Origin of the sequence: Sphaerobacter thermophilus DSM 20745 (genome assembly GCF_000024985.1) — a bacterium.
Lineage (GTDB): Bacteria > Chloroflexota > Chloroflexia > Thermomicrobiales > Thermomicrobiaceae > Sphaerobacter > Sphaerobacter thermophilus.
In genome coordinates this window covers 750,435-770,187 of sequence record NC_013524.1, presented here as the reverse complement: position 1 = coordinate 770,187, position 19,753 = coordinate 750,435, and the positions used below count along the sequence as shown (strand labels likewise).

The following is a 19,753-nucleotide window of genomic DNA, read 5'->3' as shown; positions in this document are numbered from 1 at the left end:
AAGGAGCGCCGGCGTGCTCGCCGGCGCTCCTGGCCTCCAGGAACGCTTCTACCTCAGGAGGATGCGACCTCTCGGAACACGAGCCGGGCACCGACCGCCTGGTCCGGGTCGACCCGGATCGCGCCGTCCTCCTCGCGCTGCCAGGCCACACCGGCCTCGGTCAGCACGGACTCCGTCCGCGCCAGGTCCTGTACGCCGATCACCGCCGCGACCGGCCCCTCGCCGATCTCGGACAGCGTCTGCGCCGCCGCAGCGTCCGCGGACGCGGGGAGCAGTGTGATCTGGAAGCCGCCGACGGCGATCGTCGCGCGATCGCCCTCCACGCTCGGTTCCAGACCCAGCTTGTCACGGTACAGCTCGACGGCGTCCTCCAGGCTGGCGACCACGACCGACACGCCGAGCACGGTGGTCGCGCCGTTCGGGTGGGAACCGGGCTGTTCCCAGGAGAGCCGCTGCTCATCCGACTGGTCCCACTGGATCAGGAAGGGCCACGGTCGGCGCCAGCTCACCCCCTCCGGCACGAGCAGGCGCCATGAGAGGAGCCGCCCGTCGGGCCGCAGCCGCTCCATGGCGAAGGGGCCAACGGCCGCAAGCCCGCCCTGCTTCAGCCGCTCGGCATCCTCCTCGATGTCCGCGGTCGCCAGGGCGTAGCCGGCCAGCGCACCGGGCCGATCCTGGAGCAGGTCGAGCAGCACCTTGCTGCTGCCACCGGCACGCTCGGCCTCCTCCGGGTCGGCGATGGTGAGCAACTCGATGTAGTCGACGCCGAAGCGGATGATGGCGTTGGCCGTACCGAGGCCGGTGTGGCGCCCACCGGGGTTGACCTCGAAGCCGAGCGCGCGGTAGCGCTCGCTGGCCGCCTCCAGGTCGCGCACCCCGACAATTACATGGTCGAAGCGTGAGATCATCGCCGCTGTCTCCTTCCCACCGGCGCGGCGTCCCGCCGTGCCGGACCGCACCGGCTAGATGAGCGCCGGCAGCACTTCCTCGGTGACGCGTTGGAACTGCCGCTCCTGATCGGCGCCGGTGAGCCGCAGCGTGATCGTCGTCGCACCCCTGTCGATGAAGCGGCGGAGCTGCTCGATGCACTCCTCCGGCGAGCCGTGAGCGACCCACTGCTCAAGGGTCGCGCGATCGTAGTCGGTCGTGTAGTAGGCGTCGAGGAAGCGCTTGCTGTCAGCGAGCGCGGCTTCGCGGTCCTCGTTGACGTTGATGTTGTAGTAGAGGCAGGCCTCGAAGTCGGGGCCGAGTTCACGCCCCTCCTCGCGGGCGTAGGCGCGAATCGTCTCCAGGTTCTCGCCGAAGGTCTCCGGCGTGTTCAGGGTCGTCATCCAGCCGTCACCCAGCCGCGCGACGCGCCGCAGCGCCCGCTCGCGCATCTTCGGCTTGTCCATCGGCGGGTTGGCCGTGACCCAGATCGGGATCGGCTGCTGCACCGGGCGGGGGAGGACGGTGACGTTCTCGAACCGGAAGTACTCGCCCTCGTAGCTGGCGTTCTCCTGGCTGCTCGTCAGCCGCAGGATCTCGATCGCCTCTTCCATGCGCCGCATCCGCGTCTCCGGCGCGATGTCGAAGGCGGCGAACTCTTCATAGAAGTTCCCACCGGCCGGCCCGGCCTGCCCCTGGCAGGCCACCATGATCGTGCGCCCGCCAGACAGGAAGTCGAGGCTTGCCCACTGGTACGCCATCAGCAGCGGGTGGCGCAGCGGCATACTCGCCATGCAGGCCGGACCGAGCTTGACCCGCTCCGTCTTGGCCGCCAGCGCACCCAGGAGCACGATCGCATCGAGCCGGGGCTTGGCGAAGATCGAGTCCCCGACCCAGACCGAGTCCCACACCGGCGCGGCATCGGCCTTCTGGGCCAGGCGCACCATCTCATCGACCGTCGTCACACCGGTGATCACACCGCGATTCGGCAACGTGAGACCAAAACGAACCACAACTGACTCCTTCCATCGACCGACCCGGCTCCGCGCCGGGACCCGCCGCACCGCGGCGCTTCAGCGTGCTTCCTCCGGCTCCGGCGCCGGGGCGTCCCGCGGAACGGTCGAGAGCCGCCCCGCGCCCAGGTACCGGGCGCGCACTTCGTCACTGGCCGCCAGTTCCGCGGCCGCTCCGGACATGACGATCCGGCCGGTCTGGAGCACGTAGGCCCGGTCCGCCACCGCCAGCGCCATCCGGGCGTTCTGCTCCACGAGCAGCATGCTCACCCCCTCGGCGTGCAGCCGCCGCAGGAGATCGAAGACCTGCTCGACCACCACCGGCGCCAGACCGAGGCTCGGCTCGTCGAGCAGTAAGACCCGCGGGTTGGCCATGAGCGCCCGCCCGATCGCCAGCATCTGCTGCTCGCCGCCGGAGAGAGTTCCCGCCGCCTGGTTCACCCGCTCCTTGAGCCGGGGGAAGAGGGCGAAGACCCGCTCCAGCCCCGCCGCGCGCTCCTCGGGGGAGCGGGTGTAGCCACCCAGGTACAGGTTGTCGAGGACGCTCAATTCGCCGAAGACGCGCCGGCCCTCCGGGACGAGCACCAGGCCGCGCCGGGGGATCTCGTGTGCCGGCACGGTGCGCAGCGACTCCCCGGCCAGCCGCACGTCACCCTCAGCGATGGGGACGATGCCGGCGATCGCACGCAGCGTGCTGCTTTTCCCGGCCCCGTTCGCTCCGATCAGGGCCACCAGCTCTCCTTCTTGGAGCGTGAAGGAGATGCGGTCGACCGCTCGGATGCCGCCGTAGGTCACGGTCAGGTCGGTCACGGCCAGCAGTGGTGCTGACTGGCTCATGCGCTCCCTCCCAGGTAGGCACGGAGCACCTCCGGGTGGCGCACGACCTCGTCGGGGCGCCCCGATGCAATGACAGTGCCGTGATCGAGCACGATGAGCCGATCACAGACCTCCATGACGACGTCCAGGTGGTGCTCGACCAGGATGATCGACAGGCTGTGGCGCTGCCGGATCTCGCGGAGGAACTGCGCCAGCTCGGCCGACTCGGCCTCATTCATCCCGGCGGCCGGCTCGTCGAGCAGGAGCAGGCGCGGCTGCGTCACCAGCGCGCGCACGATCTCGACGCGCCGCTGGTCGCCGTACGAGAGCGTCCCGGCCAACTGATGCTGCACGCCCTCCAGCCCGAAGAGCGCCAGGGCCTCATCAACGGCCACCCGCATCTCCTCCATCGCCTCGCGGTAGCGGCGCGAACGCGTCATCACCGAGAGGAGCGACAGCCCAAGGCGCACCTGGTACGCCGCCTCCACGTTCTGGCGGACCGTGAGGCTACGGAAGAGGCGGATGTGCTGGAAGGTCCGCACCAGCCCGGCGCGAGCCACCCGGCTCGTCTCGCTGTTGGTGATGTCCTGGCCGTTGAACCAGATGCGCCCACTGGTCGGCCGGTGCGCACCGGAGATGAGATTGATGATGGTGCTCTTGCCCGCCCCGTTGGGGCCGATCAGGCCCACGATCTCGCCAGGAGCCACCTCCAGCGAGACATCGGAGACGGCGCGGAGCCCGGCGAAGTCCTTGGTCAGGTGTTCGACCCGCAGCAGCGACTCCCCGGTCGGGGCCGGCTCCGGCACGGTGAGCACCGTGGGTGCCGCGCGGGCGGGTGCGACGTCAGTGGCTGTCGCGACCTCGGTTGCCACACCGTCCAGTGCCGGGCTGCCCGCGGGAGCGGCGACGACGCTCGCCAGCGCCGGTGCGTCGGAGGCCGCGGACGGCTCCGGCCGGGTTCGCCCAGGAAGCTTCAGCCCCCAGCGGGAAGGACCCCGGCCCAGCAACCCCTGGGGACGCAGCCAGACCACCAGCATGAGCAGCGCGCCGTAGATGACCATGCGCAACTCGGCGAAGTCGCGCAGCACCTCCGGCAGCAGCGTCAGCAGCGCTGCCCCGACGACCGGCCCCCAGGTCGTCCCCATGCCGCCGACCGCGACCATCGCCAGCAGGGCGATCGTCTGCTCGAGCTGGAACGGCTCGACGCTGACGAAGGTGATGTAGTGGGCATAGAGCGCCCCGGCCACCCCGGCGATCCCCGCCGCCAGGGCGAGCGCCAGCGTACGCGTCTGCGCGACGCCGATCCCGACGCTCGCGGCACCCTGGTCGTCGTCCCGCGCCGCGATCAGCCCAAGACCAAGCGGCGAGGCGACGAAGCGCCGCACGGCCAGCATGGCCACTAGCAGGAGGACCAGGGCGAGATAGTAGTTGTCGCGGTGGGTGACGGCCGTCCAGACGATGAGGTCAGGTTGCGAGATCCCGGGCAGGCCGCTCGCGCCGCGGGTGACGCTGTCCCAGTTGTACGCGACCTGGACCACGATCTCCCCGATCGCGAGCATAGCCATCGCGAAGTAGTGCCCGCGCAGGTGCAGGATCGGCCGGGCGACCAGCCAGGCGACCAGCGCCGCGGCGGCGGCCGCGGCCAGCGCAGTCACCAGGAACGGCGCCCCCAGATGCAGACTCAGGAGCGCGGCGGTGTAGGCGCCGATCCCGTAGAAGCCCGCGTGGCCCAGCGCGAGGAGCCCGCCGTACCCGAGGACCAGGTTCATGCTCACGGCCAGCACCGCCGCGAGCACGACCGTCGCCATCAGCCGGTGGATGTAGGCATCGGCGATCACCAGCGGCGCGATGACCGCCATGGCGATCACAGCGGCGGTAAGCGCGTGCTGGGTTCGGTAGTTCCCACTCCGCATGCTACAGCTTCTCCGGGATGGCGCGGCCGACAAGCCCCTGCGGACGCAGCGCGAGCAGGACGATCAAGAGGGTGTAGACGATGGCGTCGGTCCAGCGCGGCGAGACATAGCTGGCCACGAAGACCTCGAAGATGCCGAGCAAGAGGCCGCCCGCCACCGCTCCGACCAGGTTGCCCACGCCGCCGATGATGGTGGCCGCGTAGCCCTTCACCAGCGCGGTCACGCCCATGGTCGAGTAGACCACCCCGTAGAGCGCCCCCACCAGCACACCCGCGATGCCGGCCAGGGCCGACCCGATGGCGAAGGCCACCAGGCTCGTGCGCGCGGTGTTGACCCCCATCAGGCGCGCCGTCTCGGCGTCGATCGCGGTCGCGCGGATCGCACGGCCAAGCTGGGTGCGGGCCAACGCCACCTGCAGCAGCGCCGGGATGACCAGCGCTGTGCCGAAGATGACGAGCTTCAGCACGGGGACGCTGGCCGGGCCGACCGGGACGTTGCCCTGCGGCCAGGCCAGCGCGAAGCGGTGTAGCTCCGACCCCTTGAGGTACGCCACCAGGTTCTGCAGCAGGATCATGAGGCCGATCGTGCTGATGATCGGCGCGATGTGCGGCGCGTCGGCCAGCGGGCGGAACACCCCGCGCTCGATGAGCATGCCGGCGATCGCGCCGAAGACTGCCGCAGCCACGATCACCAGCAGGAACTGCAGCGCGCCGAGCGCGGGGAACCACGGGAGCACGGCCAGGACCAGAAAGGCCACCACCATGTAGACCTCACCGTGGGCGAACTGGGCTGCCCGCAGCACGCCGAAGATGAGGGCAAAGCCGAGCGCCACGAGCGCATACACGCCGCCGATCGCCAGCCCGCTGACCAGTTGATCGATCAGAACCGGGAGCGTCACGGCTGCCATAGCTGGAACTGCCCGTCCCGCACTTCGAGGTAGTCGAACGACTCGTACACCGCCTGGCGGTTCTCATCGAAGGTCAGCGGCCCAAGCGCCGTCTCCAGACCCTGGATCTTGGCCAGCCCGTCGCGGATTGCCTCGCGGCTCGTCCCCTCGCTCCGCGCGGCCTCGGCGACGGCCTGCACCGCGCTGTAGGCGTAGATCACGAAGGGCGACGGATCGTCGTTGTACTTGGCCCGGTACGCCTCGGCGACCGCATCCCAGCTATCGCCCTGGCTGACCCGGTTGGTGATGACCCCTTCGACGGCCTCGCCGCCGATCTCGGTGAACTGGGGCGAGAGCACCGCGGCCGAGGTGAACCAGCGGATCTCCACCCCGGCGTCCTTCGCCTGCCGGATCAGGAGCACCGCGTCATTGTAGTAGCTGCTCAGGTAGACCGCGTCCGCCCCGGCATTCTTCAGCTTGATGATGCTGCTGCTGAAGTCCTTGGCGTCCGGCTGGTAGGGCTCATCCAGCACGATCTCGCCGCCGTTGGCCTGAACGCGCGCGGTGAAGAACTCGCGCTCGGTCTTCCCGAAGTCGGTGTTGAGGTAGAAGATCGCGATCTTCTTCAGCCCCAGTTCGTTGACGATGAGGTCGGCCATTGCCTCCGCCCCGAGGTTGTTGGTCGGGCTAACCCGGAAGACCCACTCGTTGCCCTGCTCCGTGATCCCGGGGTCGGACGCGGAGATCACCACCAGCGGCAACTGGTTCGACTTGTAGATCGGCATGGCCGCGTAGACGGTGCTGCTGGTGAAGTGGCCCATGCTCGCGACGATGCTCGAATCGGTCGCGATCTTCTGGGCCACGCTGGCCGCCTCGGTGGTGTCGTTCCGATCGTCGAAGGTGACGATCGTGATCTGCTTGCCATCCACGCCGTCGGCGGCATTGATCTGCTCCGCGGCCAACTGCGCGCCGCGGGTGAAGTCCTCACCGTACTGCGCCGCGTCCCCGGTCATCGGCCCAACCACGGCGATCTTGATTTCATCGCTGTCGGCCGCGTCCCCCGGCGAGCCGCAGCCCGCCACGAGGAGCGCGATCACGAACAGCGCCGATACCCATCGCAACGGACGACGACTCATTGATCTCTCCTCCTGACCAGTCCCACCGGCAAGACATCACCACAGGACGGTCGACCGTCCCGCACACACGTCCACGCGACTGCGCTCGCCACGCACCACGGAATGCGCTACCACGCGCCGCTCCCCGGCGGGGGAGAGCACGGGCCTCGTCGTAGCCTGGTGCTACGACGAGCGCGAGATCAGCTCTTTGAGCAGAGACAACAGGGTTCGCTGCGGTTCGGGGCGTCGAAGGGGGTACCGTTGGAGAAGAAGCCGTAAACGAAGGACCAGGCGGTGCGCACGTCGCGGCGGTGCAGGACCGCTGCGTGCGCGCCCTGCGGGGTTCGTACCGTCGTGCTCACTGCTGCTGCCATACGCCCTCGCGATATAGATGAAACGCCCCCGACCATCCCGGCCGGACGGGCTGGAGGCAGGTCCATCACGACCCACGATCCTACGCCGGACCGTGACACGTGTCAACGTTGTCAGGACAACCCCTGTGCTGCCTCAGTAATAGACATGACATCAGGATGTTTCGACCGCGCCGGTTGGCGGGGTGCGGACTGGGCATCGCACGTGCCTGCCGGCACGCTGGCATTCGACTTGCCGATGGGATCGGCGGCTTCCAATGCGAGCGGATCGCCGCGGCCGCGACGTGCGCTGCGTGGCGACCGGTCTTATAATCAACATAACGAGCCACAGGCTGGTGCCGCAGATGCCGCAGCGAAGCAGGAGGGCGGTCATGGCTGGAGCAGAGACCCCCAGGAGAATTCCCGACGAGATCGGCCGGCGCACCTTCGACCTGATCGTAGTCGGGGCCGGGGTGAACGGCGCCGGGATCGCGCGTGACGCGGCGATGCGTGGCCTCTCCGTCCTCCTGATCGAGAAGGAGGACATCGGCAGCGGCACGACCGACTCCTCCACCCGGCTGATCCATGGCGGGCTGCGCTACCTGGAGTACTACGAGTTCGGGCTGGTGCGTGAGTCCCTGCGCGAGCGGGAGATCCTGCTCCACATCGCCCCGCACCTGGTCCGGCCGCTCGGGTTCCTCATCCCGATCTACGGCGACATGAAGCGCGGTCCTGGCATGATCCGCCTCGGGATGATCGCTTACGACGTGCTCTCCTACGACAAGAGCCTCCCGCGGCACCAGATGCTCGACCGCGAGGCCACCCTGCGCCGGGAGCCGGGCCTCGACCCGGACGGCCTGGTCGGCGCTGCCTTCTATTACGATGCACAGGTGCCCTACCCGGAGCGGCTGACCGTGGAGAACGCGCTCTCGGCGCGCGACCACGGCGCGGTCGTCCTGACCTACGCCAAGGTGGACCGGCTCCTGATCGAGAACGACCAGGTCGTGGGCGTCCACTTCACCGACATGCTCAACGGCGGTGAGCACGAGGCGCGTGGCCGCCTGGTCGTCAACGCCGCCGGTCCCTGGGTCGATGAGGTCCTCCGCGGGATCGGAGCCCCGCGCATGATCGGCGGCACCAAGGGGACCCACATCGTGGTCGACCCCTTCCCGGGTGCGCCGACGGAGGCCCTGTACGTCGAGGCCCGCGCCGATGGACGGCCCTACTTCATCGTTCCCTGGAACGGCCGCTACCTCATCGGCACGACCGACACCCGCTACAACGACGACCTGGACCGTGTCTTCCCCACCGAGGACGAGATCGACTACCTCATCAGCGAGACGAACCGGGTGCTGCCGAGCGCCGGGCTGACGCGGGACGACGTCCTCTACGCCTACGCCGGAGTGCGCCCCCTTCCTTATAAAGAAGAAGGTTCACCCGGCAGCATCACCCGCAGCCACATCATCTACGACCACGCTCGGCACGAGCCCCAACTCGGCGGGCTGATCTCGATCATCGGCGGCAAGATCACGACCTATCGCAGCCTCGCCGAGGAAACCGTCGATCTCGTGTTCGAGAAACTCAACCGGCCCGCTCCGCCCTGCCGCACCGGGCGCATCCCGCTGCCGGGCGGCAACACCCGCGACTGGGAGGCGTTCGCTGCCAACTTCGTCGCCACCTCCGGGTTGGACGAGCCGGTCGCCAAGCGCCTGCTCCGCATCTACGGCACCTTCGCCCCGACGGTGCGACGGCTCGCCGGGGATGATGCTCGGCTGCTCGCTCCGCTCGGTCCCAACTCCCTCGCCATCGGCGCCGAGATCCCTTACGCCGTCCGGTGGGAGCTGGCGCAGACGCTCATCGATGTGTTCATGCGCCGGGCGATGGTCGGGTGGGACCCCGATGTGGGGCGCGACGAGATCGAAACCGCCGGGGAAATCGCGCGCGACTACCTGGGCTGGGACGACGCGCGAGTGCAGCGCGAGGTCGCCGACTACCGGGCGTACACCGAGCGCTTCCGCCCGCGCGAGCCCGCCGTGGCGTCGTGAGGCGGCTGCCGGCCTCGTATCTTTAGCCCTGGTGGTGTTATTCTCTTGGTCGGGCCCGTGTACCCGTCCAACCGTGCCCTTCTGTGAACGCCGGTCGCCACTCCTCCATCGCTTCCGCCGGCACCCGGCGGGATGCAACGGCCGAGTACGATCCGTGTGATAGCGAGAGGATGCCGACGCAGGCGATGGAATCCTGGTCTGTGGCGCTGCTGCTCATCGCAGGCGCCTACCTTGCCGGCTCGATCCCGTTCGGGCTGCTGATCACCCGACTGGTGCGCGGTATCGATGTGCGGCTGCACGGCAGCGGCAACATCGGCACCGCCAACGTCTTCCGCGCCGCCGGACGCGGCCCTGCTGCGCTCACCCTGCTGGCCGACGCGCTCAAGGGCCTGTTGCCTGTGCTCGCGGGCAGCGCGCTCGACCTGCCGCTCATCGCGCTGTTCATGGTGGGTCTTGCCGCGATCGCCGGGCACAACTGGTCGATCTTCCTGCGCGGTCGCGGCGGCAAAGGCGTCGCCACCTCGCTGGGCGTCGTCCTCGGGCTCGCCCCGATCCCGGCGCTGATTGCGATCGGCGTCTGGGCCGTGGCGATCGTCGCCAGCCGCTACGCCTCGCTCGCCTCGCTGCTGATGATCGCGTCTCTCCCGCCGGTACTGGCACTCATGGGCTACGCGGATGCCTACTGGATCTTCGCCCTGGCCGTGCTGGCGCTGGCGATCTACCGCCACCGGGCCAACATCCTGCGCCTCCTCGGCGGCACCGAGTTGAAGATCTCCACCACCTTTGGCGGGCATGCCGACTGAGCCGGTCGCGTCGCTTCCTCCAACCCTGATCTACGGCGCAGGCGCCGTCGGCTGCCTTCTCGGCGGGGTGCTGGCCGCGGCCGACGCTCCCGTCACCCTGCTCGGCCGCCCCGCGGTGGCCGAGGCCGTCAACGAGCAGGGACTCACCATCGTCCAGCCGTCGAGCACGCGCCGCATCCGCATCCCTGCCGTGACAAGCATCGACGCGATTTCGGCTCCGCCCGCCCTCGTCCTCCTCACCGTGAAGGCCTACGCCGTGGCCGCCGCACTGCCGGACCTGCGCCGCCTCGCGGCTTCCGGCGCCGCGATCGTGGCACTCCAGAACGGGGTCGGCACCGTCGAGACCCTGCTCGCGGAACCGGACATGCCGCGCCTCGCGTCGGGCACCATCACCGCCTCGGTCATGCGGGACAGTCCGGCAACGGTGCGGCAGGAGACGACCGGCGGGGTCATGCTGGCCCCGGTGCGGGGCGGTGTGCCGCTCGACCAGTTGGCCGCGGCCCTCACCGCCACGGGGCTCCCGGCCGGTGTCGTGCCGCGCTACCAGGACCTCACGTGGTCGAAGCTCCTGCTCAACATCATGGCGAACGCCACCTCGGCTCTCCTGGCGCTCCCGCCCGCGGCGATCTATGCCGACCCACGCCTCTTCGCGGTCGAGCGCGCCGCCTTCATCGAGGCGCTCGCGGTGATGCTCGGCGCCGGCATCCGCCCGATCCCGCTGCCAGGCTTCAACGTGCCGCTCCTCGCCCATGCGATGCGCCTGCCCGCCCCGCTGGCGCGCCGCCTGATCGCCGCACGCGCCGCACGCGGCCGCGGCGAGAAGCGGCCTTCACTATGGCTCGACATCGAGCGCGGCCTGGGCACGACCGAGGTGCGCTGGCTCAACGGCGCGGTCGCAGACCTGGGCGCTCGGCTCGGCATCCCGACCCCCGTCAATGCCACCCTGACCGAGCTATTGGAAGAAGCTGCACGGAACCCCGAGCGGCGCCGGGCATTCGCCGGGCGACCAGACGCGTTGCTCGCCGCGCTCGGCCGGACCTCGGGGACCGCTCAGGCCTGACGATCGGGCGTGCTCGGCCAGAGGCGCCGCCGTCGGCGGTGAACCGTGACGTAGACCAGCGGCACGTCGCCGGTCGCCCGGATCGCCCGGCGCACCCCCTTCGGGATGATCGTCGCCCTCCCGGCCCGCAGCGGGTGCTCCGCCCCGTCAACCGTCAGCACACCCTCGCCGTCGAGCACGATCACCGCCACATCCACCTCGCGGTTGACATGCTCTCCAACGCCCGACCCCGGCGCGAAGCGCACCAGGTTCAGGTCTAGATCCGCCGTCTCCCGCGCGAAGATCGCGCCCGATCCACCGGACGCCGCCAGCTCCGCCAGATCCACGACCGTCATCTCCCGCTCCATCGCGCTCAGCCTCCCCGTGGCACCCATGCCGGAGCACCCCGCCGGCGCTCCCACCGCACCGTAGCAGATCCCCCGCCGCGCTGCGGCGGCTCCGGCTTCCTCATCTATAAGCGTGACGCACGAAGACCGTGACGCGCCGCTGCGATGGGTGTCCGGCGGTGCCGGGGGCCTCGGGGTGACGGGATCTGGCGGATGCGTTGGATATTCCGTGGTGGCTCGTGCCGAGGATGGGGTGGTGGGAAGGGTCCCGGTGCCGTGGCGTGTGCCCGGAGATGGACGGCGGGAAGGTTCTCACACCGTGACGTTTGCCCGGGGCTGAAGCCGCCGGGCTGAATCGGGAAAGCCCACTGAAGGGGCTAGAGCTGCACGCGCAGCAAACTGCCTTTCGTGTCCGCTCACGCGGCCAGCGGACTACCCATGACCAGAAAATCGGGTAAAGGCATGTCTCCTGAGCGACGCGAAGTATCTCTCCTCGGAGCCACCCCCAGTGCAGCGATCCTTTGCCTCGGACGGAGTCACCGGGGACGGCTCTCACCGCCCCCGACTCCGCTCAGGATGACAGCAACCCGTCGATGGGGGCGGCTCCGGTGTAGCACGGTAATTCGTCAAACTTCAACACCCCCAGGGCACGTGCCACAGCGCCAGAGCCTCCTACCACCTCGCCCGTCCGCACCACATCCCGGGCACATTGCCACAGTGCTGAGATCCTTGCACCATCCATCCTCGCCATATGCCACGGGCGATGATCCATCGCATCCGAGAGACGCCATCGCCTCCCGACACACGCCACCATGCGATACCACCTCGTCCCCCGGGCTGCCTCAGCGCAGGCCCGAGGGATAGGGTCATCCGCTCCGCGGTCCACCGTCGTGCCACGGTGACGCCTGCCGGAATGACATAAGCGCGATGCCCACCGCTCGCGTCCCGTGTGGCTCCGCGCGGGCCGACCCGACCCACGCCGCGGCGAACCTCACTCGTTCCGAGCGTTGGGAGAGGGGGCAAGGGGATGAGGAGTGTTCCTCATCCCCTGCCTCTTCCCTCCGCTTCCCCTGACCCGGGAGCTTGGTGTTGTCGGAGCCATTCGCGGGTGACGACCGCGCGAGCCTGCACCGGCGCGCCGAGGATGCGGCCGAGTGCGGCGCAGATCTGGGGTAGCAGCACCTCCAGACGGCGACAGGCGAATGCGCTGGGAGCGCCGATCACGAGTGTGCCGTCATCGTCCATGCCGAGCAGCGCGGCGGGGCGCACCCAGGACTCGAAGTTGGCCTGGCTAAGTTCCCGTGCCAGGTCGTCCTGAGCCGCCTCCCAGACCTGGAAGTTCGTCAGTCCACCCGGGAGGACGAAACGTGGCAGCGTCGCGGGTGCGGCCGGTGGCGTGGGGCGCGCTGGAGGTGGCGGTGCAGGCTCAGGAGCCGCCGGCGCAGGCTCTTCATCCTCCGGAGCCGCGGCATCCCCCGTGTCCGGTGCCGTGAATTGCACCCGCACCGGGCGGCGCATCGCCTCGCTCAGCTTGCGTGCTACGAGGTCGTAGTACTCCGCCCCCAGCCGCGCGGCGATGGCCTCGGAAGCGACCGCGACCGTGACCGTCCCGGCCCGGTAGCCCACGATGGCCGACCCGGCGAAGAGCCGTTCCATCTCGGCCCGGTCGATCACCTGCGCGAGGAGGCGGAGGACGAACTCCCACGTCCGCCGGCTGCCTGGGCCATGCGGGAGGGGGAAGTCCGGCGCGTCCGGCGCCACGCCTAGCGGCGGCGCCGTCGCAGCGCCCGGCCGAACGGCTTCGCCTTCGCGGGCCCAGCGGCTGAGGATCTCCCGGATCCGCTTGGGCGCGACGAACCGGGATCCGCTGCTGACCGCCTCCCGAATCGCGGCTTCGACCCATGCGCTGCCGCTCGCGCCTGCTCGGCGAGCAGCAGCGTCGAATGCCACTTCAAGCTCTGCCAGAAGTTCGCGCTCGAGCGGGGTGGCGGTCCGCCCGTTGGCAGCTTCGAAGCAGGCGACCACCGCAGCTGTCGGCTCCAGTATCGGACCCGCGCCCGCCGGGCGCTGCAATACGTCGTCATCGTCGCCTCCCGCGGTATCAGCCATCGTCCCAGGCGTGCCAGTGGTGGTCGTAGTAGTGGAAAGATCTTGGTTATACGTAGTGTTGCTCTCATCAACAATCTCTTCCGGACCTTCGTTGGTCTGAGCAGCATTGCCAGCCTCCGGAGCGGCCGAAGCATTGTTGCTCGCGGCAACATCCGCGTCAGAACCACTGTTGCTCTCGTCAACAGCGGGCTGTGAACCAGTGTTGGTGGGTTCAACATTGGTTGTTGGTGGTGCTGGGTCGGTCGTCGTCGGTTCTGCGGGTTCCTCCTTTCCGGCCGCGCGTGACCGGCTGGCATGGCCGGCTCGGGTGCGGGCGGAGTTGCGGGCCTCCTCGCGCTCGGCGCGTTCGGCCAGGCGCTGCCAGATCTCCGTCTGGCGCACGACGGGGAGGATCTGGTGCCAGACGTTGTCGCGGTCGATCGGGGCAAAGCGGCTGGAGAAGATGCGGCGGATGTACCGGTAGACCGCGCGGTCGCGCGCCGCCAGCTCGACCACGCGGAGGACGTCGTCGACCCCGAGCACATACCCCTCGGGATGGTCCTTGACCCGGTAGAGGTTGTGGGGCACACGCCAGCGACGGCCGCGCTCGTCCACGCGCAGCACCATCTCCTTGCGGATCTCGATCAGGTCGAGCGCGACCAGGATCTTGTTGATGGTGATCAGTTCGGCGCGGTCCTCGCCGTAGAAGTCGGCTTCCGCCTGCTGGCTCGGGAAGGCGTAGCCGCGGTGGGGGGATTCTTCCCGGCGGTCGGTCCAGACGGTGTAGGAGTTGAGGAGCCCGACGCCCTTGAGGCCGATCAGGGGGGCGTACTGCGTGATGATGGTGTTCCAGTGCCAGAACCAGCCACGACGGCGGGCATCCTCTCCGCTGCGCTGTGCGGCAGCGGGAGGCGTTGCCTGCTCGGCGGCCTTCGGTCCCTCGTCCGGCACCGGACCCACCTCCCATTGAGAGCGCCCCGCGCCACGGCCGATCACCGGGGCACCCCACTGGCCCTTCCCACCACCCGTACTCTAACATATCCCACGTGATACCTCAATAGGAATCGGGCGATACGTGATTACAGGCGGCGTGAGATTCTGCAAGTGTATTGGCACGTTGCTGCTTGGCAAACCACTAACACGATCGAGTGGTCGTGGTCAAGCCTGGGTTGGTGATTCGGTTCGGTGTCGGGGGGCATGTGTCCGGTGCTTCTTGCCGGGCTGGTGGCAACGTTCGCCGATGGAGGCTGGCGTGTCGTGGACCGATAAGGCGAAGTCGGTTGGCTGGGTATGGTGATGTGGCCGGGGTCTGCGCTGACGGTCTGTGCCCGGGGATGATGAAGTTGACGAAGTGATCGGGGCTGCGTCGGAGGTGGCAGATGCCCGGTGCTAGAGTCGCCGGGCTGACAAGGCGAAGCCGGCTAAAGCTAGCTGTGGCGGAGCAGGGCGTGCACTCAGGTGATAGGGTGCCTGCCGTCCGGTTAGAGCCCGAGGTGAACCCCCGGGCACGCGCCACGGCCCGAGATCCTATCAACTCGACGTGAGCCATCAGCAGGCTCCGACGGCCGGCATTGCTCCGTGACACTGAGACCGGTCGGTTTCAGAAGTGTACTTGAACAATCAAGCGCATGTGGCTTACGGCAAGCATGGGCGTGCAGAGAATCTATCTTCAAGCGAGTGTGAAAAGCATACGAGATCCGCTGGGCAAAGCGATGGATGCGGTATGTGCTTGACGATTATTGCTTGACGGATTGCCTGGGCGTGTGCCACACTGAACGTGTGGCGATACTGGCGCGGCGTCCCGAGGAGTGATGATGGCCGAGGTGATGCTCCCCTACCGGACCGACTGGCGAGCCATGGGTACCCTGCTCGACTACGCCAAGGGGAAGGGGGTCGATCGAGCGACGCTTGAGGCACGCATGGGTGCCGGGGAGTCGCTCCGCGAGACCCTCAACGCGGCCGAGCAGTTGGGGCTCGTCACGCGGGACGAGGTCGGCGATGTGCGCCTGACACCGCAGGGCGAGCGCCTGGCCTACGCCAGCAGCGAGAGTGAGCGCCGTGACGAACTCGCTCGCGCTATGCTCAGCTACCCGCCCTACGCCATCCCGCTGGAGCGCGCCGTCGCCGAAGAGTTGACTGTTCTCGATGCCCCGTGGGTCGAGCGTGTCTGGCAGGTTGACATGCGGCTCGGCCAGCCCCGGAACCGTGTCGAAGAGGCCCGTACCTTCTTCTTCCGCCTCGCCGATGAGGCCGGCCTCGGCACGTACCGCCGCGGCGTGCGTGGCCAGCCGACCCGGCTCGACCTTGCTCCCGATGTCGCCGCGCGGTTGGCCTCCCTGCGCCAGCAGAGCCCGGAGACTGCCGAGCCGGCCCCGGCCGCCGCTGTCCCGACGTCGCCGGGCGCAGGTTCCATCACCCTGCCCACCGACGGCCTCCCGTCCCGCCCAGGCGTCACGCTCTCCGTGACCGTCGACATGACGGACTGGGACATCGACAAGATCACCGCCTTCCTCCGCCTCGTCGGTCTCGCGCGGGAGTGAGGCCGTGCGCCAGCACGGCGACCCCTGTGACCGGTGTGATCCTTTAGGCCCGTTGACCCGGGTTGCCTGTGCCCGTCGCAAGTGAATGCGCCGGATGGTCTCGGTATCTGCGCCGATCGTTCCCAGCCAGCTCATGGAGTCTGACTATCAGGTGGGTCTCTGGCGGTGGTGCATCCGGGGATGGGCGGTGCGACGGTTCCCGCGCCGTGGCATGTGTCCGGAATGTGGTGCGGTCGGGTGAGGTGGTAGGAGGCTCTCGCGCTGTGGCGTGGGTCCGGGGTGGGCGGTGTGAAGCTTCCCTGTGTCGCGGTCAAGTTCCGGAGGAGTCCGTGCAAGGATCCCCGCACCGTGGTACCTGCCAAGGGCTAATGGAGTTTGACGAATTACAGGGGTGTACGCGGTCGGCACGTGCCCCGGGGCTGAAGCCGCCGGGCTGACAACGAAAGCCGGCTGAAGCCGGCGGGGGGAAGAGCGTTGACACCCCGGTGGAACAGTGTCCACCGGTCGGTGGGTGCCCGGGGGCAAACCCCTGGGCTGACAAGGCGAAGCCCACTGAAGGGGCTGGAAAAGCTGTGCCAGGCAGGATGCTGGATTGAATCCGCCTGTATGGAGGCACCGCAGCCCCTTCAGTGGGCTTTCCAAAATATCAGCCCGGTGGCTTTAACCCCGGGCGCTGATCTCGCTGCGAGAACGGTCGCACCACTCGTCTCGGACACGTACGGCGCAGGATCCCGCTTCATCGTTCCTGGACTCAGGATACGGCGCGGAAACCATCGCATCACCCGTCTCAGGTCACACGCCACCGTCCCGCGCCACACCAAAGCGGCGGCTTTGGCCGCCGCACTCCAAATTGGCCTACGAGCCGGTTGCGGCGCGCTGCGGACAATCACCGATCTCCCGGCTCAATATCGTCAGCCGGCTTTCGTTGTCAGCCCGGCGGCTTCAGCCCCGGGCCGACCACGTACACTCGCCAAACTCGTCAAACTTCATTACCCCCGGGCACACGCCGACGGCGGACAACCCTTTCAATGCGTCGAATCCCATCACCCCCGGGCACGTGCCACCGCCGGAGCCCCTTCGTATTCGACAACCGCCATCACCCCCAGACCCCTGCCGACCGCGGACAGGCGATTAGCCGATTCGCCAAACGTCATATGCGTCCGTGATCCGGCTTCCGGCCGGCTGTCTAGGAGAGAGTGGGCGGGAGGAAACACCGGGCCGGCGCGGTAGCCGTCTGCGCGGTGCATTTTTGGCAGCCCATCAGTCACCAGACACGCGGCCGGCTAGGTGCCCAAGGGAGCCGGCACTCCCGGCTGGTATGCGCAGGCCGGGTCCGAGGCGAGATAGTCGCCGGTCGCGGCGAAGGCGCGGGAGCGGGAGCCGCCACAGATCAGTTTGAAGCGGCAGGCGCCGCACTTCCCCTTGAGCCGCGCGGGATCGCGCAGGGCCCGGAAGATGGGGTGGTTACGGTACAGATCGACGATCGAGCTTGTTCGGACGTTGCCGGTGGCCAGTGGGAGGAAGCCGCTCGGCCAAACCTCGCCGAGGTGCGACACGAAGCAGAAACCATTTCCCGCGTTGACCGCCTTGGGCGCTCGCCCGATGCCGTTGCTCTCCCGGAAGCCGAGGCCCGACACCGGTCCCATCCCTCGCTGCGCGAGCACGCGCCGGAGGTGATACCCCTCCGTCAGCTTCAGGTTCCAGCGGGCGGTCTGGCTCCGGTCGATCAGCCAGTTGAAGACCTCCTCGTACTCGGCCGGGCTGAGTGGTTCCAGGATCTCGCCTCGGCCGACCGGCACCAGGCAGAAGACCGCCCAGACGACCGCGCCCAGTTCGTCGGCGAGGTCAGCCAGGCGGGGCAACTCCCCGAGTGTCTGGCGGCAGAGCGTGGTGTGGATCTGGACCGGCAGACCGAGGTCGTGCGCGTGGCGGACGATCTGTAGCGTCCAGCCGAAGGAGCCCGGCACACGCCGGAAGGCATCGTGGGTCTCGGGGGTGGCCCCGTCGAAGCTCACCGCGATCCGCGCCACGCCAGCCTCCTTCGCCGCGGCGAGTCGGTTGTAGCTGGCCAGGGGCGTGCCCGCCGGCGTGAGCGTGACGGGGATGCCGTGCCCGGTGGCGTGGGCGATGAGGTCGATCACGTCGGGCCGGCGCAGCGGGTCGCCGCCGGTCAGGATCAGAATGGGCGGGAGATCGAACCGGGCGATGTCGTCGATCAGCCGAAACGCCTCCTCCGTGGTCAACTCCCCCGGGTGACGCCGGAGTTGGGCATCCGCGCGACAGTGGATGCAGGCCAGATTACAGGCGCGCGTCAACTCCCAGGCGAGCACGAACGGCTGTCGGGAAAAGTCGATCGCGGCCAGGTCGGGCTTCCGCGGCCGGTCCGCTCGCGCGGCGGGGTAGGCCGCAGGTGGGTGATCCGGCGGGTTGGAGAGGGCGCCCGGTGTATGCGTCATGACATGTCCTCCTCGCTGCGGGCCGCTGGGGCGATGTGGGTGGCCCGGCGAGCCGGCTGGGCCACGTCTGAGCAGGATGCTGTCACGGCCCGAGGGTCGGCCCAGCCCTGCGGGTGGTTTCGTCCTACCCGCCGGGGTGGTTTTCCCGGAAGGCCCACGGCGCGGGACCGGCTGCTGCCGTCAGTCTGTGTGCAGTTGTTTCGGAATTTTGACGCGCTCGGGCCGATGCTCCGGTGTATGCTTGGCCATGACGTAACGTCGGGCGGCGCTGACGACGGCGTCGCTGCTCCGTGTGCCGCGCGCGGCTCGGGGCAGGGAGACCGCGCGCCCGGCTTGAACGATGTGCAGGACAGGTAGGCGGCGACGATGCGAGATCGTGTCAAACGTCCCCGGGCTCTCCGCCGGTTGGCGGTCGCGGCGACGGTCGGGATGTTCCTCGTCCTGATCGCCGGCGCCACGGTGACCAGTACCGGGTCGGGAGCCGGCTGTGGGCGTTCCTGGCCGCTCTGCCATGGGCGGGTCCTCCCTCAGTTCACCCTGGAGTCGATCATCGAGTACTCCCACCGGGCGGTGACCGGGGTGGAGGGGTTGCTCATCGTCGCGCTGGCGATCGGCGCCTGGCGCGGCTGGAAGCGGCGGAGCGAGGTGCGCGTTCTGGTGCCCCTGATGATCGGCTTCCTGGTACTGCAGTCGATTCTGGGGGCCTGGGCGGCCGTCTTCGGGCAGCAGCCCGCCACGATGGCGCTCCACTTCGGGGTCTCGCTGACGGCGTTCGCCAGCGTCATGCTCCTCGCCGCCTTCCTCTACGAGGTGGGTGGGTTCGAGGCGATGCGGAACCGGCCGGTCCCGTCGGGGCTGCGCTGGTTGATCTGGGGCACGCTGGGCTACACCTACCTGCTCGTCTACGTTGGGGCCTACGTCCGTCACACCAACTCCGGTCTCGCCTGCATTGACTGGCCGCTCTGCAACGGCCAGGTGTGGCCCGGGCTCAGCGGACCGGTCGGCATCATGTTCGCCCACCGGCTGGCGGCAGTGGCCGGCACGCTCCTGATCGGCGCGCTCGTCGTCTGGACCTGGCGCGTGCGCCGGGCGCGGCCCGATCTCTACTGGTCCGCGGTTATCGCGCTGGGGCTGATGCTGCTCCAGTCGCTCAGCGGCGGGCTTGTGGTGCTGAGCAAGTTGCACGTCTACAGCACGATCAGCCACGCCGGGCTGGCGACGCTCCTGTTCGGGGCGCTGAGCTACATGTGCTACCGCACGCTGCCGCTGCCGTCCGAGCGCCCCGTCATTCAGTCGACGGGTGGGCAGGCGAGCCCGGCGCTGGGAACCGGTGCTCCTCAGCGGTAGACCACCAGAGCGCGAGCGTACCAACATCCCCCTACGATCGTAGGGGGATATTCGTTTCCCAGCTCCTC

At 68.8% G+C, this 19,753-nt stretch carries 14 protein-coding genes; 5 read left to right on the top strand and 9 right to left on the bottom strand.

The window, feature by feature from the left end:
* Positions 1–53: 53 nt before the first annotated feature.
* The 6 genes from STHE_RS18250 to STHE_RS15560 are packed head-to-tail and all read right to left on the bottom strand — an operon-like array spanning position 54 to position 6,691.
* Positions 54–908 (bottom strand): VOC family protein, encoded by an 855-nt coding sequence (locus tag STHE_RS18250; RefSeq protein ID WP_012873551.1) that lies wholly within the window; start codon positions 906–908, stop codon positions 54–56.
* Between the two features lie 54 nt (positions 909–962).
* Positions 963–1,940: an LLM class flavin-dependent oxidoreductase gene (locus STHE_RS18245; protein WP_012873550.1), complete on the bottom strand. Its 978-nt coding sequence runs from the start codon at positions 1,938–1,940 to the stop codon at positions 963–965.
* 60 nt (positions 1,941–2,000) lie between these two features.
* Positions 2,001–2,777, bottom strand: a complete 777-nt coding sequence (locus STHE_RS15575; RefSeq protein WP_012873549.1) for an ABC transporter ATP-binding protein — start codon at positions 2,775–2,777, stop codon at positions 2,001–2,003.
* On the bottom strand, positions 2,774–4,669 hold the full coding sequence (locus tag STHE_RS15570) for a branched-chain amino acid ABC transporter ATP-binding protein/permease (RefSeq protein WP_012873548.1): 1,896 nt from the start codon (positions 4,667–4,669) through the stop codon (positions 2,774–2,776). The genes STHE_RS15575 and STHE_RS15570 overlap by 4 nt, the downstream gene beginning before the upstream one ends.
* A 1-nt stretch (position 4,670) precedes the next feature.
* Positions 4,671–5,576 carry a branched-chain amino acid ABC transporter permease gene (locus tag STHE_RS15565; protein ID WP_041400457.1) on the bottom strand — a complete coding sequence of 302 codons (906 nt, stop codon included), beginning with the start codon at positions 5,574–5,576 and terminating at the stop codon, positions 4,671–4,673.
* Positions 5,564–6,691 (bottom strand): ABC transporter substrate-binding protein, encoded by a 1,128-nt coding sequence (locus STHE_RS15560; protein WP_012873546.1) that lies wholly within the window; start codon positions 6,689–6,691, stop codon positions 5,564–5,566. The genes STHE_RS15565 and STHE_RS15560 overlap by 13 nt, the downstream gene beginning before the upstream one ends.
* A gap of 721 nt (positions 6,692–7,412) precedes the next feature.
* Here STHE_RS15560 and glpD point away from each other — a divergent pair.
* The 3 genes from glpD (at position 7,413) to STHE_RS15545 (ending at position 10,928) form a co-directional block, all read left to right on the top strand.
* A complete protein-coding gene (gene glpD, locus STHE_RS15555) occupies positions 7,413–9,065 on the top strand; it encodes a glycerol-3-phosphate dehydrogenase (RefSeq protein WP_012873544.1) in 1,653 nt (550 codons plus the stop codon).
* A 185-nt stretch (positions 9,066–9,250) separates the two neighbouring features.
* Positions 9,251–9,868: a glycerol-3-phosphate 1-O-acyltransferase PlsY gene (gene plsY / locus STHE_RS15550; protein ID WP_012873543.1), complete on the top strand. Its 618-nt coding sequence runs from the start codon at positions 9,251–9,253 to the stop codon at positions 9,866–9,868.
* Entirely contained in the window at positions 9,858–10,928 is a 1,071-nt protein-coding gene (locus tag STHE_RS15545; RefSeq protein ID WP_012873542.1) for a ketopantoate reductase family protein, read from the top strand. The genes plsY and STHE_RS15545 overlap by 11 nt, the downstream gene beginning before the upstream one ends.
* Here STHE_RS15545 and STHE_RS15540 read toward each other — a convergent pair.
* Positions 10,919–11,275: a cupin domain-containing protein gene (locus tag STHE_RS15540; protein ID WP_012873541.1), complete on the bottom strand. Its 357-nt coding sequence runs from the start codon at positions 11,273–11,275 to the stop codon at positions 10,919–10,921. The two genes, STHE_RS15545 and STHE_RS15540, sit on opposite strands and share 10 nt — an antisense overlap.
* Before the next feature lie 1,020 nt (positions 11,276–12,295).
* Positions 12,296–14,293 (bottom strand): DnaA N-terminal domain-containing protein, encoded by a 1,998-nt coding sequence (locus STHE_RS15535; RefSeq protein WP_012873540.1) that lies wholly within the window; start codon positions 14,291–14,293, stop codon positions 12,296–12,298.
* A gap of 863 nt (positions 14,294–15,156) precedes the next feature.
* On the opposite strand from STHE_RS15535, the gene STHE_RS15530 reads away from it, so the two are divergent.
* On the top strand, positions 15,157–15,882 hold the full coding sequence (locus STHE_RS15530; protein ID WP_012873539.1) for a hypothetical protein: 726 nt from the start codon (positions 15,157–15,159) through the stop codon (positions 15,880–15,882).
* 1,283 nt (positions 15,883–17,165) lie between these two features.
* On the opposite strand, the gene STHE_RS15520 is transcribed toward STHE_RS15530, so the two are convergent.
* Entirely contained in the window at positions 17,166–18,338 is a 1,173-nt protein-coding gene (locus STHE_RS15520) for a TIGR04053 family radical SAM/SPASM domain-containing protein (RefSeq protein WP_012873538.1), read from the bottom strand.
* Positions 18,339–18,704: 366 nt separating this feature from the next.
* Between STHE_RS15520 and STHE_RS15515 the strand changes: the two genes are divergently transcribed.
* The gene (locus STHE_RS15515; protein WP_012873537.1) at positions 18,705–19,685 is read left to right on the top strand and encodes a COX15/CtaA family protein; all 981 of its coding nucleotides are present in this window, start codon (positions 18,705–18,707) and stop codon (positions 19,683–19,685) included.
* The last annotated feature ends 68 nt before the right edge of the window (positions 19,686–19,753 follow it).